Source organism: Mycolicibacterium sp. XJ662, from assembly GCF_053484035.1.
In genome coordinates this window covers 105,765-130,160 of record NZ_JBEFTL010000011.1, presented here as the reverse complement: position 1 = coordinate 130,160, position 24,396 = coordinate 105,765, and the positions used below count along the sequence as shown (strand labels likewise).

Sequence of the window (24,396 nt, the reverse complement as noted above, 5' to 3'; positions counted from 1 at the left end):
TGCCGACATGCGGTCGGTGCGAGTCGTTTCGAGCCACCTCCCCAAAGGCCGCCCGCGCCTGCGTCTTTACGTCACTGTGACGAATTGGCTTGTGTCGCAGGGGTGCTCAAGAACGACGGTTGGTGGGTCGACTTCTGCCTGAACCGACTTCGCCATGGCTGAAGAACTGCCGGGGTTCATTCCTCAGATACTGCGCAGCGAGGACGTTTCGCTACTGCGGGCTGATGAAGCCGTGTTCAACGCGATGATTGATGGCTGGCGGGCGCAGATGCTGGCCCGAGGACTCGACGTCAACACGATCAAGGCGCGCGGCCGGCTCATAGCTCGATTCGTCGAATTCACCAACGACGTAGCCACAAGACCCGATTGACCTTGAGATGTAAAAACAGAGCAGGACCAGCGCCGTGTTGTCACGCGCCGCGGAGAATAGCGTCAGCCGCGGCTTCGCCGCTTTCTACCGCGCCTTCCATGAAACCTGGCCGGGTGCTGCGCTCAGACCCAGCTAAGTACACACGACCTGCGTAATGCGGTAGGGACCGCCGGAACCCGTCGAACCGCCCAGGCAAGAAATGCCCATAAGTCCCGAGAGTGAACGGATCATGGGCCCAGCCCACAAGTTCTACGTGCGCGACGTCTTGCGGATTAACGCGGAAGCCATCGCAGAGATCCTCGACCAGCGCTGGCAGATCGGATGCAGCGACATCGGGACCCGTCAATCCATAGAGCACATCCCCCGCGGACCAACCTTGACGAACTACTGAACCGCCGACGAAGCCCGTCGTTCTGAGCATTCCACGGCGGTCCACCACCGCCGCAATCTTGGTCGCCTGGCCATACCGGACCGCAAAGCTCGCATCGCGGATCGCGTTAGGCAACTGAGGCGAAAAACTGATCAAGTCGAGAATGGTCGCCGGAACCGTCACAATGACTCGATCGCCTTCTATCACCTCACCGCTGATCGTTTGCACTGCAACACCGTTGAAATCTTGCTCGACGGATACGACCGCACTCTCCAGACGCACAGACGGGAGCTGGTCGGAAAGCCAGGCGCACAACGCACCCATTCCCTCGACAACAAAGTCGGTAAGGCCGAAACCATCGAGCAGGAACAGCAAGCCATTCCCCTCGCCACCAACCAGTTCAGCGAACGACAACAGGGAGATCTCGTCAAGATTGGCTCCCCCGAACGTCTGACCGATCAGTGTCTCTGCTGACTCACGCAGGGGGCCAACTAAGCCGATCGTCCCGAGCCATTCGCGGACCGATCGCCCGTCCTGCACGCACGACTCGTAGTCGTTGACCGCGGAAGCTCGAACAGCGCCAAGACTGTTGGAGCCCACGGCTATACGTGTCAAAGCACGAAGGTCGCGCAGGGCTGCAACTGACGCTAAACGTCCGGTCGCGCAGCTTTCACGTCTTAACCGCGTCATGCCGGCCCACAACCTCGTCCGCCGAAGATGTAAGCCTGCGTCGGCGACCAGCTTCCGCATGCGCTCGTGAGGCCGCGACAAAAACTGCCCACCAAGCTCGACGACCACGCCATCAACGACGCGCGAACGCGACCGGCCCCCTACCTCATTGCGCCCATCCAGAACCTCGACCTCGTCTCCAGCGGCCGCGAGGCGAACCCCAGCGCAGAGGCCTGCCAGGCCAGCACCCACAACGACGACCTTGGCCATATTCCAATTAGACACCCCGGCAGATTTACCGATCCTGGCCGGCGACTCCGAAGCCAACTCGCACCACCTGAGCACGCACCGTTACCAGCTACCAGTGCAGGCTGCATCTGGTGCCGTCCAGGTTTCCGCCCATTGACCCACTCTTCCGATTGAATCTGCGCTGGCCTGTTCTTGCCGCCACTGGGCCGAGCCTGGTCGCGATGACGACCACGTCACACCCCAATTAGCCGCTGCGCCCGACGGTGACGATCCGCGCTGACCTCCGCGACGGGGGATGTATACGTCACAGTGACGCAATACTGCCTCCGGTCTGGATCTGTGGTTTGGAGCCATAATCTGACAATGCCTCCACGCCGGGCGGGCAACCAACGCCGTAGCAATCTGCTACGGTTGTAGCAGATTGCAACAGTAGGAGGTCCGGGTATGTCTGAGACGGCAGATCGGGTCACGCGGTTTGCCGCGGATCTGCTCGATAGCGCCGCGGCCGAGGGCGCGCGGCAGAGTCGCTCAGCCAAACAGCAGCTCGATCATTGGGCACGAGTGGGTCGCGCGGTATCAGGACAACACAGTGCGGCCCGACGCAAGGTAGAGGCCGCGCTGAGCGGCGCAACTCCGCTGAGCGAGCTGAGCGCCGAGGAAGGTGTGGTGTTCAACGCTGAGATCTCCGCCGCGATCCAAGAGAGACTGGCCGACACCGACTACGGCGCGACGTTGGCCGGTCGCGGTATCACCACCGTCGCACTCAACGACGACGACGAGCTGGTCCAGTACCGCCCCGATGGGACCTCGTCGATGCTGTCAGACCAGCGGTGAGACCCGCACCGTACGAGGCTGACATCATCTGGTGAAGCGGCTCGACCTCGTCGTCGGCCCCAACGGTGCCGGCAAGTCCACCTTCATCGAGCTGACCTTGGCGCCCCTGCTGCCTGGCAGCGTCGTGGTCAACGCCGACAAGATCGCCAAGCAGCGCTGGCCAGATGACCCTGCCCCACACGCTTATGAAGCCGCACGGACCGCAGCCGCCACCAGAGAACGCCTGATCGAACTCGGCGAATCCTTCATCGCCGAGACCGTGTTCTCCCACCCTTCCAAGCTCGAGCTCCTCGACAGCGCACACCTGCGGGGGTACTCGGTGGTTGTGCACGCGGTTCTCATCCCCGAGCAGCTCGCCGTAGCGAGGGTGCAACACCGAGTCGCCGCGGGCGGACATTCCGTGCCGGAAGCCAAGATTCGGGAACGCTACCAACGGCTGTGGGCACTGGTCGTCCTCGCGGCTGCTCGGGCGGACTCAGCGACCTTTTACGACAACAGCGGCATCCGGGGACCCCGTATCGTCGCGCAGATGGCCGGCGGCTTCGTCGTGGGCTCCCTCGGCTGGCCGCAGTGGACCCCGGCGGCGCTCACCACGTGCTGGTCCAACCCGCCGGATCGCCGCTAGCCACAGCCCGGCAACGGCAGCAGCCTCGCCGGCTACTGCCGTCGCGACGGTGAACGCCGACCTTTGCTCCCAACCAATGTGAGGCTGGTCGACACGGCGGGTGTGAATCATGGGAAGTCCGTCCGGGCACGGATGATCAGGTCGACCATCGACGCACCACCGGAAGCGCCGTTGATCTCCGGAATGGTCCGCGCCCGGTCCTCGTAGCGTTCCCAGCTCTGCACGCTCACCACACGCGGCCATGGTTCACCTTCCCACCAACCGAAGTACGGACCACCCGACTGGCCAGGCCACACATCGCCTCGGTGCTGCATCGCCTCGTGTGCATCATCTTGCGAGTCGTCTCCGTCGAGCGCGACGGGTCCGATGAACACTGGTCGGGATCCGCTGGCGATGTCACCGGGGTACCCGATATGACTCCAGTAATCTCCGCCGTCCCAGTCGTCGGTGTAGGAACGTGAGCCCATCCAGCCGGTGCGCTCGCCGATCGGTTGGTCGAGCACTACCACTACGTAGTCGAACTGCTCCTCCGTCGAGTCGATGCGAGGGCCGACCACTTGACGTTGCCAGTAGATGTGCGTGCTATAGGCCGTACCGAACGGCCCGTCTCCGTCAAAGGAGCTTGGGGTGAAGGACACCCAGTCGGCCACCCAGGGTTCCTCGGGTGTCGGTGCGTGCCAATTGATTGCGTGACTCACGGTCAACAGGTGTCGCGGGCCCACCAGCACACCTGAGGCGCCTGCTGGCGCGACTTTACCGCAGGTGCACCACGGGAATGACGTGTCGCTGAACACGTACCTCTCCTCGGGCGGGAAGAGGCAGGTGGCGTATTTCGATCTCGGCTCGAGGTCGTGTTCAAGTCGTCGGGTCGGACGGAACCGCCGCTCGAGTTCGGCCGGGCGGACGGTCGAATCAAGGTGATCCGGGAGGAATCCGCTGACCTGCTCGGGATGGTCGGCTTCGGCATACAGGTCCCGACGCGGATCGAGTTCGATCGTGTCCGGTGGCGGGGCGAACGCCCGTTCCCCGACGGACCGTCCGAGGATCGCGTAGTCGAAACGTACGACGTCTGTGCGAGGAATGATCGACCGCTCGGTTTGTAGCTCGGATTGTTCGCCGGGGACGAAGATCGTGTCACGTACGGGTATGGCCGAGCCACCAGTGCCGCGGCGCTGCTCTACACGTTCGGCATGTTCAGTGAAGGGAACTGGGTTGTCCGCCATGGTCACTCCCTGATCGTCACGCAACTTTTCGATGTCAGAAACGATACGGATCGGGTTGGCGGGCGGTATGAGTAGTGCGCTACTCGTTGCGTGTATCGCACTCGCGGTTTCGGACTTTCAATGTAGGTCTGGCGGAACGACCGAAGGATATGACGGACGGCAAAGGCATGGATTAGCGCCACCTGAGGCCGGCTCAACCGCGGAGAGTGAATTCTCGGCTGCGATCGGAGCCCACGATCACCACTCGATCGCATAATGGTCGGGGAAGCAACGGCGAAGGAGCACACCGGTGGCAGATTCGACTGTTCGCAGCACAACTCGGGTCGCTGGCTTCGAGGACCCCGAGCTGGACTTTCAGCTGCTCCGCCAACTCGGTTCCGCCGCATACGGCGGGGCGTCGGTCGGCGAATGCCTAGCAGCCGCCGCACGCATCCGTGAAGCCGGCCCGCACAGCTGGACCGATGTCTTCGCCGAACTCGCCGACCAACAACGCGTTAACGCCCAACAACTGGCCGAGGCCGGCCACCGGCTCAGCGCCCGCGACCGCTATCTGCACGCGTCCAACAGCTACCGCGCCGCCGAGTACTTCTCCCCGTTCGGAACGGACCGGCACATCGAGTTGGGCCTCGCCAGCCGTGCGACATTTCTCGCCGCCATGGCCGAAAACCGCACGGACATCGATGAATTGTGGCTTCCCTGGCGGGACCAACGGTTACCCGGTTACTGGTTCACTCCCGAAAATAGCTCCGGTTCCGGGCCGACGCTGATCGTCACCAGCGGCTTCGACGGAACGCTCGAGGAAACCTATTTTCAGATCGGCGTGGCGGCGCTCGAGCGTGGTTGGCGGGTGCTGCAGATCTGCGGACCCGGCCAGATGGACACGGCCCGCACCGAACCGACAACATCTTTCGTACCCGACACCGAAAGCTGGGTGTCGGCGTGGATCGACCTCGCGCTGGACCGCCCCGAAGCGGATCCCGACCGGTTGGCGTTGCTCGGCATCAGCTTCGGCGGCTACTTCGTGCTGCGCGCCGCCGCGCACGAAACCCGCATTCGCACGTTGGTGGCCAACTCCCCCGTCATCGATCTGCGCGCGTATATGGTTTCGTTTCTGGCCGGCATGGGCGGCGACCCCGAGCAAGTACTCACGCCCGCAGAGGATTTCAGCCTCGACGACATCGACCAGATACCCGATGCCGAGATGCCGCCCACTATCAAGGAAATGTCGCGGTCATTGATCCGACGCTTCGGGCAGTCGACATTCCTCGACACGTTTCACTACCTACGGGAGTTCAACGTTGAGCCCGCCGCGATCACGTGCCCTACCCTCGCGCTCGTCGGATCCGGGGAGGGCGGTGAACCGATCCGCCAGTACGAGACCTTCGCCCAAGAATCTGGTGGTCCGGTGACCCAGCGGATGTTCACCACCGCCGAAGGCGCCGACACGCATTGCCAGCTCGGCAACCTGGCCCTGTCTAACGCCGTGACGCTGGACTGGCTGGACGGCGTCCTGAACCGCTAAGAGTGTTTGGCGATACGCCTGATCGTCACCGGATACCCCGCCGCGTGGATCGAGGCAGTGCACTCGCATCGTCGCCAGAACGTTCCATCCCAGGGGTCGTCGTACCATCGGATCATCATCGGGCACTGCGCCCCATGGCTGCACAGACCCGCAGCGCACTTGCGACATTCGGTCACTTAGCCGCTCCCCCTTGCACTACCTCGGTACCGTCGATCACCCGCCGTCGGATCCCAGTCGCCAGGATAACGCCGGGCCGCGGCTCTACCTCGGTGCTCGTAGCGGTTAGCTATGCAAGCGGGAAACTTCGAATATCTCACCTCTTATCGCCCAATTGCTACCAACGCCCGGAGGCGATGGTTCTGCAGCGAGCAACTCCCCGGCCACGCACAGGTGATCGCAGGGATCCCATTTGACGCCGTCTCGGTAGGGAGAGACGAGACGGTGCACGACGCCGAGGACTGCTCGGCGTTGATCCAGCAGGTGGTATTCGATCTCGATGGAATCTGCCGGAAGCACCGTTGCCAGCCGCGCCGTCACATCCGGTAGGACCGTCGTGTCGGTGTGTGCCTGAACCGCGCAGACCACGCCGTCGATGATCCCCTTCATCAGTCCGCCCCACACCGGCGAACGGCCGTGCGGCGGTCGAACCTCGACTCGGACGCCGAAGGGGGTATCGGGCGCAGCCGGGATGAACACCTTTGGCTCGCGGCGTTTTAGCGCGAGCCACACTTTTGCCAGCTGAGTTCCATCGCTGGTCGCAGCCAGGTCAGTCCAGGCGAACTCGGCCAGCGTTCGCTCCCGCCGCCAGTGACGGAAAGTATCCGACTGCGGTGCTAGCGCGTAGCGGTAGCCGAATCGATACTCGGCATCATCGATATGCGGCAGGACCCCGGAGCCGTGTTCGAAGCGAATCCCGTTTCGGCCGGCGATTTTGAACGAGTCGATGTTGTAGAGCAGGAGATTCTCGATATCGGCTTTGGGGGGCTTGGCGCCGAAAAAGGTGGCGTGCAACACCTGCTCGGGTGACGGTTCAAGCTGCCGACAGCGACTACGGACCTCATCGCGCAGACGCCGTTGCCAAACAGCCAGGCTATCGAAAGGGATGTACTTATCGGCCCAAACCTCGACTGCGGCACTGCATTCCGACGGTCCCTGAATCGAGTGGCGTATCTCAGCTGACGCGGCCGCCGCTAGCGCGCTGGGCCTGGGTGAACTGGCCTGTGCAGCGGCGCTACCTGGGTGACAGATTCCGCATCGAACAATCGGCGCGCCGGCCTGGATGGTCGCCCATCGGTCGAGTTCGGCTCGCTGCTCGGCACACACCTTTACGTAGATTCCGGTCAAGACGGCCCCCTTGGAGTGCTCACCGTTGATCGTCCGGCAATCGGCACGATGTAGTCGCGCTTGGTTGGCGCTGTAGCTACGCAGGATGTTGATCACGTATCCGTCGGGGTGGGCGGCGAGCCACGCCAGATAGCCCGCGTCGTCGTCACGAAACTCAAACACATCAGGGTCAGCGTTGCCATCCTCTTCGGACTCGATCCGCTCTTCCAATAGTGCCTGGGCCGAAGAGTTCGTCGTGCTGGATCCCGAGCCTTCGACGAGGAACCGCGCATCCACTGAAGCGGTGACCTTGATGTCCGCTGGCACCAGTTCGACGTCCGGCCCGTGTGCGGCCTGCCTTGGCGCGGCAGCCATCACCGCATGGGGCTGCCCACCGCCGCCGCCGGAATGCGGGTCGCCAGACAACATTCCAGGGTCGGCAATCGCGACAGGGCTGATCGCGCCGAGCCCGAGCGCGTCGGCGTACAGCCGGGCGCGATCTACGGCATCGTGAACGGCCCGTTCGCGCACTTGCCGAACCAACTCATCGCGGCGTGCCCTCGTCAGCCCCCACGCGATGTTGGTGACCCGAAATCCTTCGGTGTTCGTGACGTGTTCACCAACCCAGGACGACAGCGCATCGAAGTCGCGGAACCTCACCTGGATGTTGACGCTGGCATGGTGCACCAGCGGCAGCTGTTCGCCGTCCTGGTTCCACGGGCGAGTCGACCAGGTGCGCAACCGCTCGGCCGACCACCACGTCACCGCCGCGTCATCCCCCTCCTTCAGTTCGGCCACCGATACCTGAACCACATCCAGATCGCCTGCCACGCGGGTGTACACCGGCTCCATCGACGGACCTGAATAGCTGATCGATGCGTGAACAGTGCCTCGCTCAGGCGGTTGGGATTCCTCGAAGGCGCCACGAACCGTGATCTCAGTAGCCATCCAGTCAGACTAACGTCGCCCACTGACACCCAAGGCCGACCTTCGGCAGCGTCCGATGCCCTCAAGCACGAGAAATGCAGGTGCACAACGGCAAACAGCCCATGCCCGACAGGATTAGCTGTGGCCCGCTGAGGCTTTCCCGGCCGCGCCACCGCGTACATGGTCAACGACCACGAGCCAGCGCGGGCGGGCACACCTGAGCCGCCACACGCAAAAAGTTACCTCTCTACGGCCGCGGTCAGCTAACCTCTGACAATCGGCTACAGCGCGGTGAGCTGCCGCGTGAGCCGCGATCAGTTCTACGGGGGAAACATGATCAAACTTTTCGCGGCCGCTGCAGCCACAGCTGCGCTGGCCTTCGTTGCGGCTCCGATCGCTTCAGCGCAGCCCGACCCGAAGATTCCCAACGGGGCCGCAGATTGGTGTCCGGGCGGGCAGAAATCGGGACAGGGTGGACAGCGCTACTGCCTCGGAGAGCCGTTCCCCGATGGCTCGTTCTACTCGCAGACCTGGAGCTTAGGCGCGGGCGGCCCCTTCGGACCGGGCTCTTGGAACCGCATGGCGTCCTGCAGCGTCATGATCAACGGGCAGCCTCAGGGCGGTCTGCCCTACGGCGGCGTGCCCGAATGCGGGGGCGGGCCGCGCGTCATCTACTTCTAGCGCCACGCCCTCGGTCGGTGCCTTCGATAGATTCCTCCTTGGGAGGCACCATGCATATGGATACCGACGTCGCGGTGGTCGGCGCCGGCCTGGCGGGACTGACCGCCGCCCGAATTCTGCGTCGCGCCGGCGTCGACGTCGCTGTGCTGGAGGCCCGCGACCGCGTCGGCGGACGCACGTTGAATCACCGCCTCGGTGACCCGTTCGGCGATGCGGTCGTCGAGGTCGGCGGTCAATGGATCGGGCCCAACCACAAGCGCATCCGCGCACTGATCGACGAACTCGGCATCACCACGTTCGATACCCACGACGACGGCGCGAAACTTTGGGAGCACAACGGCCGCATCCGCCGCTACCGCGGTGAGGTCCCCAAGGCGGGCCTGTTGGGCCTGGCCGACGTGCAGATTGCGTTGACGCGGCTGGAACGGATGGCGCGCGGTATCGACCCCGCGGCGCCGTGGATCGCCAAACGCGCCCAGGAGTGGGACCGCCAGACCGTCGCATCATGGCTGCAGCGGCATGTGCGGACCTCGCTGGGCCGCTCGTTCATCGGCCTGGCCTGCGAAGCCGTCTGGGCCGCCGACGCCGCCGACCTGTCACTGCTGCATCTGCTTACCTATACCAGCTCCAATCACGGTCTGTCGCAACTGATATCGACTCGCGGCGGCGCCCAGCAGACCCGCATCGTCGGCGGCGCTCAGCGCATTTCGGAGGAGATGGCCGCTGAACTCGGCGACGACGTGCACCTCGGCGTCGCAGTACACGCGATCAGATACCGCGACGGCGTCGACGTCCTTTCCGACACCACGACCGTGCGCGCCAAACAGGTGATCGTAGCCATGAGCCCGGCGCTGTCGGGACGCCTCACCTACGACGAACCCCTGCCGGCCGACCGTGACCAGCTCACCCAACGCATGCCCAACGGCTCGGTCATCAAATGCATGGCGGTGTACGACGAGCCGTTCTGGCGCGCGAACGGCCTTTCCGGCCAAGGCGTCTCGCTGAGCGGACCGGTGAAGGTGTTCTTCGACAACTCGCCGCCCTCCGGCACACCTGGCGTGCTGCTCGGCTTCCTGGAAGGTAACCAGGCTCGCGAGTTCGCGCGTCTCGATGCAGCCGCGCGCCGTAGCGCCGTCATCGGCTCCTTCTCCCAGATGTTCGGAACGCGCGCCGCGCAACCGCTCGACTACATCGAAAAGGTCTGGGCCGCAGATGAATGGACGCGCGGCTGTTACGGAGCGTTCCTGCCACCCAATACGTGGACCACCCACGGGCACGCGCTACGCAAGCCCGTCGGGCCGATCCACTGGGCCGGCGCGGAAACGGCGGTGGAGTCCATGGGCTACATGGACGGCGCGGTGTCCTCGGGTGAACGCGCCGCAGCCAATGTGCTTGCCGCGCTATAGCTTGGCCGCATCACCAACGCAATAGTGCGGCAATGCCGTTGGCGTCGCTGAGCGCACCGCCGGCCGCGCCTTCGACCGGGCTGATTTTGGCTTTGGTCTCCAGCGCCCGGTCGATCAGACGTTCGGTGAAGCGGGGTTCCGTCGTGCCGCCGCCGGAACCGACCTCGTCACCGCCGTACAGGGCGCCGCCCGCACCGATCGTCCCGGCGTATCTCACCTCCGGGTCGTACACCAGGTGAGCGACCCGCCCGGCGGTCAACGCCACGGCGACCTCCGACAACCCGAGCACACCGCCCCCTGCCCCGGCGGCGTCACGCACGCGGCTCAGCAACTGGCCCTCGCGGTTTCCGTGTTGCTCGTGAGCCCAGTCGGTGACCGTCGTTGCCAGCGCATTGTCGTCAAGACCGCCGAGCACCCGGGCGTCGGCAAACACGATGTCGCGCAACTGCTGCGGAAACCGCGAGATCGCCGCCTCGGTGAAGCGGTCACCCCCGCTGACGAGGATCCGCTCCCAGCCACGCTCCTCGGCCAGTGCCGCGGCCGCTTCGATGACCTGGTCGAGGAACCGCTCGCTGTGCTCGCGTTCGCGTGACTGCCGCTGTTCACGTTTCGGCGAATTGAACTGCCCCGGCGGGCCGCCGCCGATTTGACCCGCCCGCTCATGCGGCGCCTGAATATAGTCCTGCTCCAGCGTGCGCAGATCTTGCAGCGATCCGAGCCGCCACTCGAGCATCCGCGCACCGCTCGCTGAGAGCACCACGACACCGGCCGCGCGCCCCTCGTCGAGCAGTTCGAGCAGCGGGTGCAGAAACGGCCCCTCGTCGAGAACCAGCCGATTAGCCACGGGCAACGAGCTCTCCAGATGCAGAGTCCAATCGCTGTCCAGAGCGACGAACGCGATCCGGCTACGGCCGGTTTCCGGCCGGGTCGCCAGGTTCTCCACCTGCGGCCAGAGTCGGTCGAGCGCGGCGGCCACGTCGCGGCTGCGCTGCGCCTCATCGCCCTCGCCGATCCGCCGCTGCAGTTCCCGGTACCGGTTCTTGACGTCGATCGCGGTCGCCCGCAGGGTCGGGTCAGGTCGCGGATCGACGTCCACGTAGACCGACAGCACGCCAAGCGCATCTGTCCGGCGCGAGAGTTCCCGCAGACTGTCCTCGTCGAGTCGCTCCAGAGCTACCACGGTCCACCTGCCCTTCACTTTGGTGGCTTGTTGCCTCAAGCCCACCATAGGGCGGTTTTCGCGTCACGCTATTCGTAGTTGAGCTCGGCTACCGGGAATTGCCGGTTGCTGAAGTCGATCTGCGCGGCCGGGTTGGCCACCGCGGTCACCATCCCGGACCCGAAGGGGCCTTGGTGGTCGAACAACGTCGCGGTGCCCACCGCGATCCCGTCGGCCGCCCAGTGCGAGTCGGCCTGCACGGCAAGCCAGTCGTCGAGCGGCAGCCGCGACAGCGCCACCGTCAGGTCGCCGTTGATGTAGCCGATCCCCTTGGTGCCGAGGTTGGTCACCAGGCTGGTCGACTCGGCGATCATGACCGCCCGCACAAACGGTGAGCTCTTCTCCCCCGCAACGACATCGATTCCATCGTTGAAGAAGCACTTGCGCGACGTGTTCTGATGCGTCCCCGGCGAGCGTGTCCATCCGCCTTCCTCACTGCCGACGTACGGCAGTACCTCACCGTCCGGCTGTGGTGGCTGCGGGGCGGACACCGGTGCGATCCACTGCTCACCGGGCGGCGGCGACGAGCGCCGGTACTGCAGCAGTGTTGCCCGCGCCACCGCCTTACCATCCTGCAGCACATCGCATTCCGCGCTGCGCACCCGACGGCCGTCACGCACCACGCGCACGTCGACGGTGGTCTTCACCCCGCGTGCAGCCCTGAATAGGTCCGCCGTCAACCGCGTCGGCATGAAGTCGTCGGACCCGCAATGGGTCTCCAACACGCGCGCGACCAATCCGACGACGGCAGGGCCGTTGAGGTGGTCGTCACCCCAGTGGCTCTGCGCGAAACGCGTCGGCATGAATGCGCCGTCGTCGGTCAGCGTGAAATGCGCCAGTTCCGTGCTCATTTGCGGATCTTTGCACAACCCCTGAATGCGTCCGGTGTCAGGTGTTGCGTCCGCCGTTGACGCCGAGGATCTGGCCGGTGATGTAGCCGGCGTCTTCGGAGGCGAGGAACGCGCACGCGGCGGCGATGTCCTCGGGCCGACCCATGCGGCGCACCGGTGTGGCGTCAATCGTCGCCTGGGTGTCGCCGAGGTATCCCTTGGCTTCGGCTTTGCGCAGCATCGGCGTGTCGATGAAGCCGGGGGGCACGGCGTTGACGGTGATCCCGGCCGGGCCGTATTCGAGCGCCAGCGTCTTGGTCAGCCCGTTGACCGCCGACTTGGCGGCCACATAGTGCGCCATGTAGGGCGCACCGGAATGGGTGCTCGACGACGACACGTTGACGATGCGTCCCCAGCCCGCGTCGATCATGTCGGGCAGCACGGCCTGCACACAGTGGAAGACGCCGTTGAGGTTGACGTCGATCACCTTCTGCCAGTCCTCGAACGTGATGTCGGTGAACCGTTTGAAACCGTCCAGCCCCGCGGCGTTGACCAGGATCGCGACCGGACCCAACTGCGTCCGGATGGCCGACATCGCGGCGTCGACCTGGGCACGGTCCGTCACGTCCACGGCATGCGCGTACTCGTCGTCGCCGGGCGCGAGGTCGATGATCGCGACGCGATGCCCGTCGGCGCGGAGCCGCTCCACTACCGCACGTCCGATGCCCGAGGCGCCTCCGGTGACGACCGCTGTCTTCATTGCGTGTGTTCCTTTCCTGGATCGGTGGTACGCCGAGGTGTCCGCAGGCCGAGCGTGCGCCGCCCCGCGTTCACCAGGTGTTGGTAGAGGGCGTCGTCGTCGTGCTCGGCCCACATCGGGCCGACGGCCCCGGCGATCCCGGCGAACACCATCGCCGCCTTGATCTCGCCCGCCGGGCCGGCGTCGACGTCGGCGAGCAGCCCCAGCTGGCGGTCGATCAGCTCGCGCCAGTTGGGGTGCTCCTGCAGCGCGGTGGCCACGCTCGGGTCTGCCGCCAGGACGGCGACGAGGGCGCGGTTACGCACCGCCAGCGCGACGTACCCGCTGAGCATGGCCTCCGCCCTGGCGTGCGGGGTGCGCCGGGTTTCTGCGTCGCCGACGATGGTGCGCAGCTCGTCGAGGATCGGCTCGAGCACGGCGGCAAGCAGTTGCTCACGGGTCCGAAAGTGGTGGTAGATCGCGGCTTTGGTGAAGCCCAGCTCATCGGCGATCATCTGCAGCGACGTGCCGGCGAAGCTGTGGCGGATGAACAGCGCGATCGCGGCGTCGATGAGCCGCTGTCTAGTGCTCTCCCCAGCAGTCAACGATCGGCCCTTCCCAGCTTTACGGTCGTAAAGGAGAATACTAGCCGATCGTAAAGGCGGTGCCGACGCGGCGTACGGCAGTGCCGAACTGGCGGCTCATCTGCTCGAGCTGCACGCGTAACCATTCGGCGTCGTCGTCGGGCGCGTGTTCGAGGCGCATCCGCCGCATGCGCATCGGCGTCATCGAGAGGTCAGCGAGGCGGCCGGTTCGGCGGTCGATCGCGGCGAAGTACAGCAGGCGCAACTCGTGTCGGAACGCCTCGTAGCTGCCGATACCCTCGTAGTCGTCGATCGTGTCGCCGCACCCGTAGAGGATCAGCTTGTCGCGGTAGATCTCAATGGGGCGCGGATGATGCGACGAGTGACCGTGCACGACGTCGACGCCCTCGTCGATCAGCCGGTGCGCGAAGCGGATCTGCGCCGGCGGCACCTCGTATCCCCAGTTGGAGCCCCAGTGCACGGAGGCAATCGTGATGTCTGCGGGGTGTTTTCGTGCCAGCAGGCGGTCGGCGACGGTGGCGGCGGTGGCCTCGGACAGGTCGGGCAGCAGCGCCACCCCGGCGCGGTCGTCGGTAGCGGCCCAGCGCGCCGGGATGCCGCTGGTCACCGATCCGACCGAGGCGATCACCGCCTGCCCAGCCGCCCGAACGGGTTCGTGAGCCTGCGCGGCATCGGAACCCGCTCCGGCGCAACTAATTCCGGTGCCGGTGAGGACATCCAACGTCTCAGCGAGGCCGCGCTGGCCGAAGTCGAGGACGTGGTTGTTCGCCAGCGCACAGACGTCGGGCCGGATCGCGGCCAGGCATCCGACGTTGTCCGGATGCATGCGGTAGTGCACGGCCTTGCCGGGGGCGAACAGGCTGCTGGTGGTGATGCTCGTTTCGAGGTTGAGCAGGCGGACATCGGGCTGGACCACGTCGAGGACCGCCAGCGCCTCACCCCACGGCCATGCGAAGTCGACCGGAGCCGGGATGGGGCCGTTGGTGTTCTCGGCAAGCGATACATATGCTCGCGCGTCCTTGACGACGGCTTCGCGCAGCGTCGGATCACCGGGGTGCGGCAGGATCTGGTCGATACCGCGAGCGGTCATCACGTCGCCGGTCAGAAATACGACGACGTTGTCGGTGTCCGCTATCGACCCCACACCGCCAGTGTCCCCGCGATCCCGCGAGGGTGCAGTTTCATACGCGACTCGCCGATAAAGACGGATGAAACTGCACACTCACCACGTCTTCGGGCACCCGCGGGCGATCAACGCCGCACCGACCCGGTTCAAGAGCCGCTGCGGAGCGTTGTGCAGCATGCCGCTGGTCACCCGGAAGTCGGTCCAGCCCAGTTCCGGTAGCAGGGTGTAGCGTTCGGCGTCCCAGTTGCGCTGTCGGGAGTCGGTCCAATGGTGGGCACCCTCGAAGTCGACGCCGACAAGGTATTCGGGCCATCCCATGTCGATCCGCGCGAGCAGGCGACCGTACTCGTCGAAAACGGCGATCTGCGTCTGCGGTCGCGGAAATCCTGCCTGCATGAGCAGGAGTCGGGTCAACGACTCGTACGGCGATTCCGCACCGCTGTCGACGAAGTCCAGCGTTTGACGCAGCACCTTGAGCCCGCGCACCCCTGGATGTCGCTGTGCGACGGCCGCGATGTCGTCGACCTTGACGTCGGTTGCGTTCATCAATGCGTCGATACGCAGTACCCCGTCTCGAAACGGCAGCCGCCGGCCGATGTCGAAGGCGGTGCGCGCCGGCGTCGTCACGGCCATGCCGGCGATCTCTGTCGTCTCGCCGTAGAAGAGTTGGTCGTTGTGAACGGTCAACAGCTGCGGCGGTCGACGGTTGGCGTGGATGAGTTCCGCGGGTAGGCCGGGCTCAATCCACTTGGCGCCCAACATGGCTGATGCTGAGATCCCCGCGACCACACCGGCGCGACGCGACCACAGCCATGCCGCGTGAGCCCGTTCGTCCGCGCGAAGTTCGACTCCCCTTGGCGCCCACACGCCGGGATAAACCGCGGTATGGAACCGTCGTAGTTCGCGGAAAGTCAGTTTCCCGGCCGCGAGGGCTTCGTCGGCGCGGAATGGCCCGTCGGTTGTCTGCATGCGATGACGTTTGCACCGCCTGCCGACGGATCACGTCCGCGATCGGTGGTTATCCACATCCGCGAAGCCATCCACAGGCCGCGAAAGTGCATTCCCATACGCCTGTCCCGGCGTGTTGCGTATGAAACCGCACAGTCGGTGCAAAGGGCAACAGCTCAGGGCCGCCGGGCCCGCACCACCCATACGGGGCGTCGTCCGGCGTGGCTGCTCTCGACCACCGCGTCGCTGAACCCGGCTGTAAGGCACTGGGCGGCAAAGGAATCAGCTTGTTGACGGGTCCAGCCGTGGCTGGCGAACCCGGTCGCGCCCGGCTGGGTCTGGCGCTCGACGGCGAGCAGCCGCCCACCCGGCACCAGCACGCGATGCGCCTCGCGCAGCCCGGCGGTGACGTCCTGCCAGTGGTGCACGGTGGCCAGCGACCACAGCACCGTCGCCGACTCGTTGCGCAGCGGGACGTTCTCCGCGGTGCCTTCCAGCCACGTCACGTTCGCGGATTTTCGCGTGACCGCGCGCGCCATCTTAAGAAACATCGACGACGGCTCGACTCCGGTCGCGTGGGCGCCGCGGCGCGCAGCCTCCCGCACCGCGCTCCCCGGTCCGCAGCCGACGTCGACCACGTGGTCGTCTTCCGAGATGCCTGCGAGGTCCACCACCAGGCGCGCGTTCTTCGGCCCCATCAACAGAAAGGCCAACCCGCACAGCACGGCCATGACACCGGAGAAGCCGGGATGATCGGCGTGATGGTTGACCGGTAATGCCGGTGTTGAGTTCATGACTTCAGCTTGCCGCGTGCCCGTTCCCATGGCCAGGTCATCGCCGCCCACACCGTGAACACCAGGGCGGCGGCCACCACCAGGTACCACGGCCACGGCCCGAACACGTCCAGCAGCGATGCCGTCGAGGGCTTGCCGTTGAGGAACCCGTAGTTGGACCCGGCGACGGCGTTGAACGTCATGGTGACCGCCACCCACCCCAGCGTCACCGCCACCACGATGCGATAGCTGCGCCACCGCGGCCGCATCCCCCGGCCCCACGTGAGATAGATGGCCGTCCACACCACCACCAGGTGGATCGCCCAGAACGCCAGGAATTGGTAGTGCGGGAAGTCAGGACCGGTCAGCGCGGGTGAGATCAACGCCTGCGCGCTGAGCACCAGACCCCAGTAGTACGTCACCGCGTACGCCCAGTGCTTCTGCGACCACAACGCGTAGGCGGTCACCATGGTGGCCAGGTCGGTCAGGTGCAACGGCATGGACCACCGCAGATCGAACGGGATGAGGCCGTAAACCAAGACCCCGGCGTAGATCAGCGCCGTCACACCACCGACGATGCGTCCGAAGCGCCGGGACTGCGCTTGGGTCTGCCGTCGCCCCAGCCACACCAGCAGTGCGGCGCCGACGGCGAAGACGGCAAGCGCGGCCCAATGCGACGGGCCATATGCGGTGAACTCATCTTGTGCGGTGATGTCACAAGTCTGGCCGCCGTCGCCGAGGGGGCCAAACGAGTGTGAGCGCCGCCTCAACCCATAATCGAAAGAACCGAAGGTGAGCTAACGATCGGAGCGGGTGTGGTCAGAGCGGAAGCACCCGTGCGATCACCGCGCTTGTTGGTGGCCGGGCTGTCCGTCGTGGTCATCACCGTCGCTGTCCTGCAGACGGCCGTGGTGCCGGTGCTGGGCGTCATCGCCGAACAACTCCACGTCTCCACGATCGCCGTGAGCTGGGCGGTGACCGCGAACCTGTTGGCGGCGGTGGCCGCGACGCCGTTGGTCGGGCGGCTGGCCGATCTGCACAGCAAGAAGCGGGTGCTGCTGTGGGTGCTGGCGATCGTGCTCGTCGGATCGGTGCTGGCGGCGACGACGTCCTCGCTGCCGCTGCTGATCGTCGGCCGCGTCCTTCAGGCGGCCTCCTACGCCCTCTACCCCATCAGCATCGCGATCCTGCGTGAGGAGCTGTCGCGTGAGCGGTTGATGTCGGCGATGGCGGTGATGTCGGGGGCGTTGGGTTTCGGCGGCGGTGCGGGGCTGGTGGTCGTCGGGCTGTTGATGAGCGGCGACGCCGGCTATCACCGGGTGTTCTGGCTGACCACCGCGTTCACGATCATGGTCATCGCCATCGTGGTGTGGGTCGTCCCCAACCGTGAGCGCAACGCGGTCGGAACCATCGATTGGCTCGGGGCGGCCGGGCTGGCTGCCGGGTTGTCGACGGCACTGTTGGCGATCACCCAAGGCTATTCGTGGGGCTGGGCCTCGCCGGCCACGCTGGGCTGCGCGGCGCTGGGCATCGCCCTGCTCGTCGGTTGGTGGCAGTGGGAACGCCGCGCCCGCCAGCCGCTGGTGTCGACGGCGATGCTGGCGCGGCGACCGATCATGCTGACCAACCTCGCCACGATCTTCGTCGGGATGGGGTTGTACTTCGCGTTTCTGGGTTTGACGCTGTTCGTGCAGATACCCCGGGAGACCGCCGGCTACGGCTTCAGCGCAACGGTGTTGGAAGCCAGCGTGGTGTACCTGTTACCCGGCGCGGTCACCGGCTTTCTGGTCGCGATGGCCAGCGGCAGGTTCATCGACCGGTTCGGCGCCCGGCCGGTGCTCGTGGTCGCGGCCGTCGCCGGCATCGCGGGGTTCTTGTTCGTCGCGTTCGCCCATTCGCAGGCCTGGCAGGTGATCGTGGCCAGCATCCTGGCCAACGCCTACATCAGCCTGGGCTACGGCGCGCTGCCCGCCCTGATCGTCAGCGAGGTCGACGCCGACGAGACCGGGGTGGCCACGGGCATGAACGCGATCGCCCGCACGATCGGCAGCTCGATCGCCGCCGCCGTGGTCGCGATGTTGCTCGCCCGCACGATGGCCGGGTCCGATGTGCCGGTGCAGAGCAGCTACGTGGCGATCTTCCTCGGCGGCGCGGTGACCGCCGCCCTGGCGCTGATCCTCATCGCGTTCACAGGCGCACGTAGCCAGACCGCGAAAACCTTTGAGGCGCAGTATGAGACACGCGCCATGAACCGTGAGTGGGGTTAACGCAGCGCCGCGAGGTTGTTCACCGACTTGCGCACGTCGGACTCGACGACCTTGGCGACCAGGTTGCCGACCGGGGTGTTGAGCAGACCGCCGGTCAGTTCGGCAACCACCCGGAACGTCGTTCCAGGCTCGCGGCTTTCGACGTGCAGGCACAGCCGGATGCAGACGCCGCCACGACCCTTGCCGATCAGCTCGATCAACTTGGGTTCGTCGTAGCGTGTCACGTGCCAGTGAATGACGTTGCGGAAGCCCTTGACCTTGATCAGCGACGACACGCATGTGCCGACCTCGATGTCGGCGGGCACGTCGCTGCGCCAGCCGCCGAAGATGGTGAGCCATTCGTCGAAGCGTCTCAGGTTCGAGGCCAGCGCCCAGGCCTGCTCGGGGTTCAGCTCCGACGACACCGCCACGTCTACCGTTGCCATGCCCTATCACTACCCGACGACGCGGTTTGGGAAACGAACATCGGCACCGACCGCGTGAGGCACGTAAATTCATCACGGAATCGCTTGCGAAGGTCCGTCTCCCTTCCGAATGAAAGGCACGGTCGTCATGCCGTCTTCCCCCGAGGCACTCGATCCCCGGTTCGCCACCTCGCGGCGGCGCTTCATCGGTGGCGGCGCTGCGACCGCCGCCGCGATGGTCCTCGGTCCGTCGTTCCTGGCGGCGTGCGGTTCCGAGGCCGGCCCTTCGGAGACGACCACCCGCACGGACGGCCCCGCCAGCGGCACGCTGCGCATCTCCAACTGGCCGCTGTACATGGCCGACGGTTTCATCGCCGGCTTCCAGGACTCCTCGGAGATCACCGTCGACTACAAGGAAGACTTCAACGACAACGAGGAGTGGTTCGCCAAGGTCAAGCAACCGCTGTCACGCAAACAGGACATCGGCGCCGACCTTGTGGTACCGACCGCGTACATGGCCGTGCGGCTGCGTAACCTCAACTGGCTCAACGATTTCCATGACGCCGCCGTGCCGAACAAGAAGAACCTGCGGCCCGACATGCTCGACGCCCAGATGGACCCTGGTCGCAAGTTCAGCGCGCCCTACATGACCGGCATGGTCGGATTGGCCTACAACCGAGCGGCCACCGGGCGCGACATCACCAGTCTCGACGACGTGTGGGATCCGCAGTTCAAGGGGCAGGTGAGCCTGCTCTCCGATGTGCAGGACGGCCTCGGGATGATCATGTTGGCGCAGGGTGGCGATCCGGCGGCGCCGACGACCGAATCGGTGCAGCGGGCCGTCGACCTGGTCCGCGAACAGAAAGACAACGGCCAAATCCGCCGCTTCACCGGTAACAACTACGTCGAGGATCTGGCATCGGGCAATGTCGTCATCGCGCAGGCGTATTCGGGTGATGTGGTTCAGCTGCAGGCCGACGACCCCGATCTGCAGTTCGTGGTCCCCGAGTCCGGCGGTACCGACTTCGTCGACAACATGGTGATCCCCTATACGACGCAGAACCAGGCCGCGGCCGAGGCGTGGATCAACTACGTCTACGACCGGGCCAACTACGCCAAGCTCATCGCGTTCACCCAGTTCGTGCCCGTGCTCTCCGACATGACCGATGAGCTCAACAAGATCGATCCGGGGTTGGCGAAGAACCGTTTGGTCAATCCCCCGCAGACCACCATCGACAAGATCACCGCGTGGGCGCCGCTGGCCGACGAACAGAAGCAGCAGTACGCGTCCATGTACGCAGCAGTCACCGGCGGGTAGCGGCTACCTCACATCGGGGTGACGGTGACCGACACGCGCCCCTTGGCGTCGCGGTGGGCCACGGCGTGCGCGGCGCGGTCTACTCCGCCGAAGTCAACCAGGGTGATCGGCCCGCCGTCGCCGAGGAAGTTGCGCCACCAATTCTTTGCGTCGGGCGCCATGACGTTGATGACGATGTCGTCACCGGATCGCCGGTAGCCCACCGGAATCTCGAACGTCCCTCCCGAGCGGCGCCCGACATAGCGGATCTTCACCAGCCCGCGCCGCACGACCGAGCCGAGCACCGGCGCGTTGAGCAGACCGACGAAGAACCCGTTGACGACACGCACGACCGGCGAACCGAAGATGCCACGCGCCATGGGGGAAGCGTAGATGAGCGACGTCAGGTTCGCTGGCGCAGCCAGTCGCGCTGCCGACGCACGAACTCCGCGTCGACGACGGCGCCGTGTCCTGGCACGTAGAGCGCATCGCTGCCGCCCGCGTCGAGCAGTCGGTCCAGCGTGGCGGGCCAGGCCGCCGGATCGGAGTCGTCGTCGACGCACGGGTCGCCGGATTCCTCGACGAGGTCGCCGCAGAACACCACCGTGGTATCCGGTGCGGGCACGATCGCGATCAGGTCGTGGTCGGTGTGGCCGCGCCCCGGGTGTCCGACGGTCACGGCGATTTCGGTCAGGTCGATGACGGCCGCGTGCACCGGATGTTGCGGTTCGGGCAGCGCGTCGATCGCCCGCTGTACCTCACCGGCGTCGGCGCCGTGTTCGACGGCGTCAGCGCGCAGATGATCGCGGCGCTCGGCCATGGTCGCCGCGACCTGCGGCGCGCAGTAGATCTGCGCGTCGGGGAACGCCGACGATCCGAGGATATGGTCAAAATGGTTGTGGGTCAGCAGGATATGGCTGACATCGCGGTGCCCCATCGCCGCGATGTCGGCGGTAATGGCCTCGGCTTCTGTCGGGGTGGTGCCGGTGTCGATCAACAAGGTTCCCGCCCCGCCGGCCACCACACCGATGGTGACGTCGAGAAACGGTAGGCGGCAGCGAAATACGGCGTCGGTTAGACGCTCCCACGAGTAGTTCACCGCAGCGTCAGCGGTTGTGCCGTCCGGTATTGGTCGAGCACCTGCGGGGTGGGCTCGGCGGTGTAGGGCGTTGTCACGCCGGACGACCATACCGGTGGTGAATCCTGTTGTGTCAGTGTCCACGCCGCTTGTCTGGCCGCTCCCAGCGCGACGTACTCGGCCGGGGCAGGCACGTCGACGGGTGCGCCCCAGACCGCCGGCGCGATGCGGCGGATGGCCTCCGAGCGCATCGCGCCGCCAACGAGGATGAGGCGCCTTACGTCGATGCCCTGCGCGGTGATCTTCTCGATGCAGTACGCCATCGAGGCCAGCAGCCCCTCGACCGCGGCGCGGGCGACGTTGGCGGCCACCATGTTCCGGGTGGTCACGCCATGCAACGCGCCTGCGGCGTCGGGCAGGTTCGGCGAGCGCTCCCCTTCCAGGTAGGGCACCAGCGTCAACCCCTCCGCGCCGGCGGGCGCCGACAACGCCAGCCTGTCGAACTCGTCGAAGTCCACGTTGAGCATGCGCGCGACCGCCGCAAGCACGGGTGCGCCGTTGAGCGTGCACACCAGCGGCAGTTGGCGTCCCGTCGCGTCGGCGAATCCGGCGACCAGACCTTCGGGGTCACGTGGGGCGGTGTCGCTGACCGCGCTGACCACGCCCGAGGTGCCCAGCGACACGACGCCGTCGCCCAGCGCGGCCCCCAGGCCCAGCGCGGCCGCGGCGTTGTCCCCCGCCCCCGGCCCGAGCACCGTCCCGGACTCCAGACGCCCCGCCGACTCGGTCGGGCCCAGCACCGTCGGCACCGCCGGGCGGCGGCCGCGCATCGCCAACTCGAGCAGATCGGATTGGTAGGCGTCGTCGGCGGCGGAGTAGTACCCCGTCCCGCTGGCGTCGCTGCGGTCGGTGCGCAGCGAAGCGATGTCGGTCGACCCGCCCAGCCGCCACATCAGCCAGTCGTGCGGAAGACACACCGCGGCTGTCGCGTCGGCGTGCGCGGGTTCGTGATCGGCCAGCCAGCGCAGCTTGGCAGCGGTGATCGACGCGACCGGCACCACGCCGACACGCTCGATCCACTGCTGCGCACCGCCGAGTTCGGCCACCAACTCCGCAGCTGCGCCGCTGGACCGAGTGTCGTTCCACAGCAAGGCATCTCGAACGGCACGCCCAGACGCGTCCAGGCACACCATGCCGTGTTGCTGCGCGCCGACCGACAGCGCCGCCACATCGTCGAGGCCACCTACCTCACCGATGGTGGTCTGCAACGCGGACCACCACAGCTCCGGGTTGACCTCCGTGCCCGCCGGGTGCGGCGAGGACGCCGATCGGACGATTTCGCCGGTGTCGGCCCGGCACACCACCACCTTGCACGACTGGGTGGACGAGTCGATTCCGGCTACCAGATCCACGCCTGCGAACCTACCCCGAACGTTGATCGCGCTGCAGCGAGTCGGTCGGGCTGCGAGAATCAGCGGCGTGGACGTCGAGCGGCCAGGTGCACCCGAACCGTGGGATCACAACCGCGGCGAGACGGAAGCCCAACGGCTGGACCGCAATTGGGCAGCCTTGTTGCAGGAGCTGCGGGTCGCGCAGACCGGTGTCCAACTGCTGACGGGGTTCCTGCTGATCCTGCCGTTCTCCGATAAGTTCGACCAACTCGACGCGGTGATGCGCGGGGTCTATCTCGTCACGGTCATCTGTTCGATCGGCGCGACCGTACTGTTCGTCGCGCCGGTGACCATGCACCGGTTGTTGTTCCGCCGTCGCCGGCTCAAGACGCTGGTGGCCACCTCACACAGGTACGCCGTGGTGGGAACCTTTTTGCTGGGCTTCGCGCTGTCCGGGGTGGCGACCATCATCTTCGACACCGTGATGGGCCGCGCCTTCGCCTGGATCGCCGGTGGCTGCACGCTGGCGACCCTGGGTGCGTTCTGGTACGCGATGCCGCTGCGGGGGCGCAATTCACCTGGCGACCCATACTGAGCGTTTGTCGGGGCGTGACCCTGGGAACACACGGTGCATGTTGATCCGACGAATCGCGCGCCCCATGCTCTCAGCGGTGTTCATCACACGGGGCGTCGACGCCCTCCGAAGCCCCAAACCGGCGGCCGACGCGACGCGCCCAACCCTCGAAGGGCTGAGCAAGCTGCCCGACCCCGTCGGCACGAACGTCCCCTCCGACGCCGAGACGGTCGCCCGCATCAACGCCGCCGTCCAGATCGGCGGCGGCGTGCTATTGGCCACCGGCAAACTGCCCCGGCTGGCGTCGGCGGCGCTGGCGCTCAGCGTCGTCCCGGGCAGCCTTGGCGGCCACGCCTTCTGGCAGGAGACCGATCCGCAGCGCAAGGCCGACGAACGCCGGGCCTTCGTCACCGATATCAGCCTCATCGGCGGGCTGATCATCGCGGCGGTCGACACCGAGGGCAAACCGTCACTGGGCTGGCGGGGCCGTCGCGCCGCGCACAAGGTCACCGAGGCCGTCGGCGCCGCGCTGCCCGCCGGTGCGGCCACGGGCGGAGCGCTCGCCGACAGTCAGCTGGCGGAGAAGGTCGGCCACGGGCTTCAGGTCGGCGCCGAACGGGGTCGTGAACTCGCCCACGTCGCACGTGAGCGCGGCACCGAACTGGCCGAGGTGGCGCGCGAACACGGCCCGGAATGGGCTGAGGCGGCGCGCAAGCGCGGGTCAGAACTGGCCGTGGTCGCCCGTGAGCGCGGTGCGGAACTGGCCGAGGTCGCCCGCGAGCGGGCCCCCGAGTTGGCCGAGACCGCACGCAAACGCGCGCCGGAGTTGGCCGAGACCGCGCGCAAACGCGCGCCCGAGTTCGCCGAGACCGCGCGCAAACGTGCGCCGGAGTTCGCCGGCACCGCGCGCGCTCAGGTCAAACAACGCCGCGGCCGCAAGCGCTGA

25 protein-coding genes are annotated in these 24,396 nt (G+C 66.3%); 10 read left to right on the top strand and 15 right to left on the bottom strand.

Annotated features, from left to right (window positions below; genetic code table 11):
- Positions 1-154: 154 nt before the first annotated feature.
- Positions 155-370 (top strand): hypothetical protein, encoded by a 216-nt coding sequence (locus ABQE93_RS23195; RefSeq protein WP_448410784.1) that lies wholly within the window; start codon positions 155-157, stop codon positions 368-370.
- A gap of 40 nt (positions 371-410) precedes the next feature.
- Here the strand turns inward: ABQE93_RS23195 and ABQE93_RS23190 are convergent, their stop codons facing one another.
- Positions 411-1,679 carry a flavin monoamine oxidase family protein gene (locus tag ABQE93_RS23190; protein ID WP_448410783.1) on the bottom strand — a complete coding sequence of 423 codons (1,269 nt, stop codon included), beginning with the start codon at positions 1,677-1,679 and terminating at the stop codon, positions 411-413.
- Positions 1,680-2,102: 423 nt separating this feature from the next.
- Between ABQE93_RS23190 and ABQE93_RS23185 the strand changes: the two genes are divergently transcribed.
- Positions 2,103-2,492 (top strand): TA system antitoxin ParD family protein, encoded by a 390-nt coding sequence (locus ABQE93_RS23185; RefSeq protein ID WP_448410782.1) that lies wholly within the window; start codon positions 2,103-2,105, stop codon positions 2,490-2,492.
- 31 nt (positions 2,493-2,523) lie between these two features.
- Complete coding sequence (locus tag ABQE93_RS23180) at positions 2,524-3,117, top strand: ATPase (protein WP_448410781.1); 594 nt, start codon at positions 2,524-2,526, stop codon at positions 3,115-3,117.
- Between the two features lie 107 nt (positions 3,118-3,224).
- Here the strand turns inward: ABQE93_RS23180 and ABQE93_RS23175 are convergent, their stop codons facing one another.
- The gene (locus ABQE93_RS23175) at positions 3,225-4,340 is read right to left on the bottom strand and encodes a trypsin-like serine peptidase (RefSeq protein ID WP_448410780.1); all 1,116 of its coding nucleotides are present in this window, start codon (positions 4,338-4,340) and stop codon (positions 3,225-3,227) included.
- A gap of 289 nt (positions 4,341-4,629) precedes the next feature.
- Here ABQE93_RS23175 and ABQE93_RS23170 point away from each other — a divergent pair, with 289 nt between their 5' ends.
- Positions 4,630-5,862, top strand: coding sequence for an alpha/beta hydrolase family protein (locus tag ABQE93_RS23170; RefSeq protein ID WP_448410779.1), 1,233 nt, complete (start codon positions 4,630-4,632; stop codon positions 5,860-5,862).
- A gap of 282 nt (positions 5,863-6,144) precedes the next feature.
- Here ABQE93_RS23170 and ABQE93_RS23165 read toward each other — a convergent pair whose 3' ends face one another.
- Complete coding sequence (locus ABQE93_RS23165; protein WP_448410778.1) at positions 6,145-8,133, bottom strand: SIMPL domain-containing protein; 1,989 nt, start codon at positions 8,131-8,133, stop codon at positions 6,145-6,147.
- Positions 8,134-8,415: 282 nt separating this feature from the next.
- Between ABQE93_RS23165 and ABQE93_RS23160 the strand changes: the two genes are divergently transcribed.
- Together ABQE93_RS23160 and ABQE93_RS23155 are read left to right on the top strand one after the other, a co-directional pair.
- Positions 8,416-8,793 carry a hypothetical protein gene (locus ABQE93_RS23160; RefSeq protein ID WP_448438078.1) on the top strand — a complete coding sequence of 126 codons (378 nt, stop codon included), beginning with the start codon at positions 8,416-8,418 and terminating at the stop codon, positions 8,791-8,793.
- Between the two features lie 50 nt (positions 8,794-8,843).
- A complete protein-coding gene (locus ABQE93_RS23155; protein WP_448412462.1) occupies positions 8,844-10,199 on the top strand; it encodes a flavin monoamine oxidase family protein in 1,356 nt (451 codons plus the stop codon).
- Between the two features lie 10 nt (positions 10,200-10,209).
- Here the strand turns inward: ABQE93_RS23155 and ABQE93_RS23150 are convergent, their stop codons facing one another.
- The 8 genes from ABQE93_RS23150 to ABQE93_RS23115 form a co-directional block, all read right to left on the bottom strand.
- Positions 10,210-11,379 carry an MSMEG_1130 family ribosome hibernation factor gene (locus tag ABQE93_RS23150; protein ID WP_448410775.1) on the bottom strand — a complete coding sequence of 390 codons (1,170 nt, stop codon included), beginning with the start codon at positions 11,377-11,379 and terminating at the stop codon, positions 10,210-10,212.
- 68 nt (positions 11,380-11,447) lie between these two features.
- Positions 11,448-12,269, bottom strand: a complete 822-nt coding sequence (locus tag ABQE93_RS23145) for an acyl-CoA thioesterase domain-containing protein (RefSeq protein WP_448410774.1) — start codon at positions 12,267-12,269, stop codon at positions 11,448-11,450.
- Between the two features lie 37 nt (positions 12,270-12,306).
- Complete coding sequence (locus ABQE93_RS23140; protein ID WP_448410773.1) at positions 12,307-13,008, bottom strand: SDR family NAD(P)-dependent oxidoreductase; 702 nt, start codon at positions 13,006-13,008, stop codon at positions 12,307-12,309.
- The gene (locus ABQE93_RS23135) at positions 13,005-13,592 is read right to left on the bottom strand and encodes a TetR/AcrR family transcriptional regulator (RefSeq protein ID WP_448410772.1); all 588 of its coding nucleotides are present in this window, start codon (positions 13,590-13,592) and stop codon (positions 13,005-13,007) included. The genes ABQE93_RS23140 and ABQE93_RS23135 overlap by 4 nt, the downstream gene beginning before the upstream one ends.
- Positions 13,593-13,632: 40 nt before the next feature.
- On the bottom strand, positions 13,633-14,727 hold the full coding sequence (locus ABQE93_RS23130) for a CapA family protein (RefSeq protein ID WP_448410847.1): 1,095 nt from the start codon (positions 14,725-14,727) through the stop codon (positions 13,633-13,635).
- 87 nt (positions 14,728-14,814) lie between these two features.
- Positions 14,815-15,687, bottom strand: a complete 873-nt coding sequence (locus tag ABQE93_RS23125; protein WP_448410771.1) for a hypothetical protein — start codon at positions 15,685-15,687, stop codon at positions 14,815-14,817.
- 155 nt (positions 15,688-15,842) lie between these two features.
- Positions 15,843-16,460, bottom strand: a complete 618-nt coding sequence (locus tag ABQE93_RS23120) for a class I SAM-dependent methyltransferase (RefSeq protein WP_448410770.1) — start codon at positions 16,458-16,460, stop codon at positions 15,843-15,845.
- Complete coding sequence (locus tag ABQE93_RS23115) at positions 16,457-17,152, bottom strand: YwaF family protein (RefSeq protein ID WP_448410846.1); 696 nt, start codon at positions 17,150-17,152, stop codon at positions 16,457-16,459. The genes ABQE93_RS23120 and ABQE93_RS23115 overlap by 4 nt, the downstream gene beginning before the upstream one ends.
- A gap of 123 nt (positions 17,153-17,275) precedes the next feature.
- Here ABQE93_RS23115 and ABQE93_RS23110 point away from each other — a divergent pair, with 123 nt between their 5' ends.
- Entirely contained in the window at positions 17,276-18,706 is a 1,431-nt protein-coding gene (locus ABQE93_RS23110) for an MFS transporter (RefSeq protein ID WP_448410769.1), read from the top strand.
- Here the strand turns inward: ABQE93_RS23110 and ABQE93_RS23105 are convergent.
- On the bottom strand, positions 18,703-19,131 hold the full coding sequence (locus tag ABQE93_RS23105; protein WP_448410768.1) for a type II toxin-antitoxin system Rv0910 family toxin: 429 nt from the start codon (positions 19,129-19,131) through the stop codon (positions 18,703-18,705). The two genes, ABQE93_RS23110 and ABQE93_RS23105, sit on opposite strands and share 4 nt — an antisense overlap.
- 127 nt (positions 19,132-19,258) lie before the next feature.
- Between ABQE93_RS23105 and ABQE93_RS23100 the strand changes: the two genes are divergently transcribed.
- The gene (locus ABQE93_RS23100) at positions 19,259-20,428 is read left to right on the top strand and encodes an ABC transporter substrate-binding protein (protein WP_448410767.1); all 1,170 of its coding nucleotides are present in this window, start codon (positions 19,259-19,261) and stop codon (positions 20,426-20,428) included.
- 8 nt (positions 20,429-20,436) lie between these two features.
- On the opposite strand, the gene ABQE93_RS23095 is transcribed toward ABQE93_RS23100, so the two are convergent.
- Genes ABQE93_RS23095 through ABQE93_RS23085 form a run of 3 tightly spaced genes read right to left on the bottom strand, consistent with a single transcriptional unit; the run spans position 20,437 to position 22,897 of the window.
- The gene (locus ABQE93_RS23095) at positions 20,437-20,787 is read right to left on the bottom strand and encodes a hypothetical protein (RefSeq protein WP_448410766.1); all 351 of its coding nucleotides are present in this window, start codon (positions 20,785-20,787) and stop codon (positions 20,437-20,439) included.
- 23 nt (positions 20,788-20,810) lie between these two features.
- Positions 20,811-21,506 carry an MBL fold metallo-hydrolase gene (locus ABQE93_RS23090; RefSeq protein WP_448410765.1) on the bottom strand — a complete coding sequence of 232 codons (696 nt, stop codon included), beginning with the start codon at positions 21,504-21,506 and terminating at the stop codon, positions 20,811-20,813.
- Positions 21,503-22,897, bottom strand: a complete 1,395-nt coding sequence (locus ABQE93_RS23085) for a xylulokinase (RefSeq protein WP_448410764.1) — start codon at positions 22,895-22,897, stop codon at positions 21,503-21,505. The genes ABQE93_RS23090 and ABQE93_RS23085 overlap by 4 nt, the downstream gene beginning before the upstream one ends.
- Before the next feature lie 67 nt (positions 22,898-22,964).
- On the opposite strand from ABQE93_RS23085, the gene ABQE93_RS23080 reads away from it, so the two are divergent.
- Both ABQE93_RS23080 and ABQE93_RS23075 read left to right on the top strand, forming a co-directional pair.
- Positions 22,965-23,471, top strand: coding sequence for a DUF6328 family protein (locus ABQE93_RS23080; RefSeq protein WP_448410763.1), 507 nt, complete (start codon positions 22,965-22,967; stop codon positions 23,469-23,471).
- A gap of 37 nt (positions 23,472-23,508) precedes the next feature.
- Positions 23,509-24,396 carry a DoxX family protein gene (locus ABQE93_RS23075; protein WP_448410762.1) on the top strand — a complete coding sequence of 296 codons (888 nt, stop codon included), beginning with the start codon at positions 23,509-23,511 and terminating at the stop codon, positions 24,394-24,396.

Coding starts and splice junctions, on each gene's coding strand:
- ABQE93_RS23195 (WP_448410784.1), top strand. CDS start 155: ATGGCTGAAGAACTGCCGGGGTTCATTCCTCAGATACTGCGCAGCGAG.
- ABQE93_RS23190 (WP_448410783.1), bottom strand. CDS start 1,679: ATGGCCAAGGTCGTCGTTGTGGGTGCTGGCCTGGCAGGCCTCTGCGCT.
- ABQE93_RS23185 (WP_448410782.1), top strand. CDS start 2,103: ATGTCTGAGACGGCAGATCGGGTCACGCGGTTTGCCGCGGATCTGCTC.
- ABQE93_RS23175 (WP_448410780.1), bottom strand. CDS start 4,340: ATGGCGGACAACCCAGTTCCCTTCACTGAACATGCCGAACGTGTAGAG.
- ABQE93_RS23165 (WP_448410778.1), bottom strand. CDS start 8,133: ATGGCTACTGAGATCACGGTTCGTGGCGCCTTCGAGGAATCCCAACCG.
- ABQE93_RS23155 (WP_448412462.1), top strand. CDS start 8,844: ATGCATATGGATACCGACGTCGCGGTGGTCGGCGCCGGCCTGGCGGGA.
- ABQE93_RS23145 (WP_448410774.1), bottom strand. CDS start 12,269: ATGAGCACGGAACTGGCGCATTTCACGCTGACCGACGACGGCGCATTC.
- ABQE93_RS23140 (WP_448410773.1), bottom strand. CDS start 13,008: ATGAAGACAGCGGTCGTCACCGGAGGCGCCTCGGGCATCGGACGTGCG.
- ABQE93_RS23125 (WP_448410771.1), bottom strand. CDS start 15,687: ATGCAGACAACCGACGGGCCATTCCGCGCCGACGAAGCCCTCGCGGCC.
- ABQE93_RS23120 (WP_448410770.1), bottom strand. CDS start 16,460: ATGAACTCAACACCGGCATTACCGGTCAACCATCACGCCGATCATCCC.
- ABQE93_RS23105 (WP_448410768.1), bottom strand. CDS start 19,131: ATGGCAACGGTAGACGTGGCGGTGTCGTCGGAGCTGAACCCCGAGCAG.
- ABQE93_RS23100 (WP_448410767.1), top strand. CDS start 19,259: ATGCCGTCTTCCCCCGAGGCACTCGATCCCCGGTTCGCCACCTCGCGG.
- ABQE93_RS23095 (WP_448410766.1), bottom strand. CDS start 20,787: ATGGCGCGTGGCATCTTCGGTTCGCCGGTCGTGCGTGTCGTCAACGGG.
- ABQE93_RS23075 (WP_448410762.1), top strand. CDS start 23,509: ATGTTGATCCGACGAATCGCGCGCCCCATGCTCTCAGCGGTGTTCATC.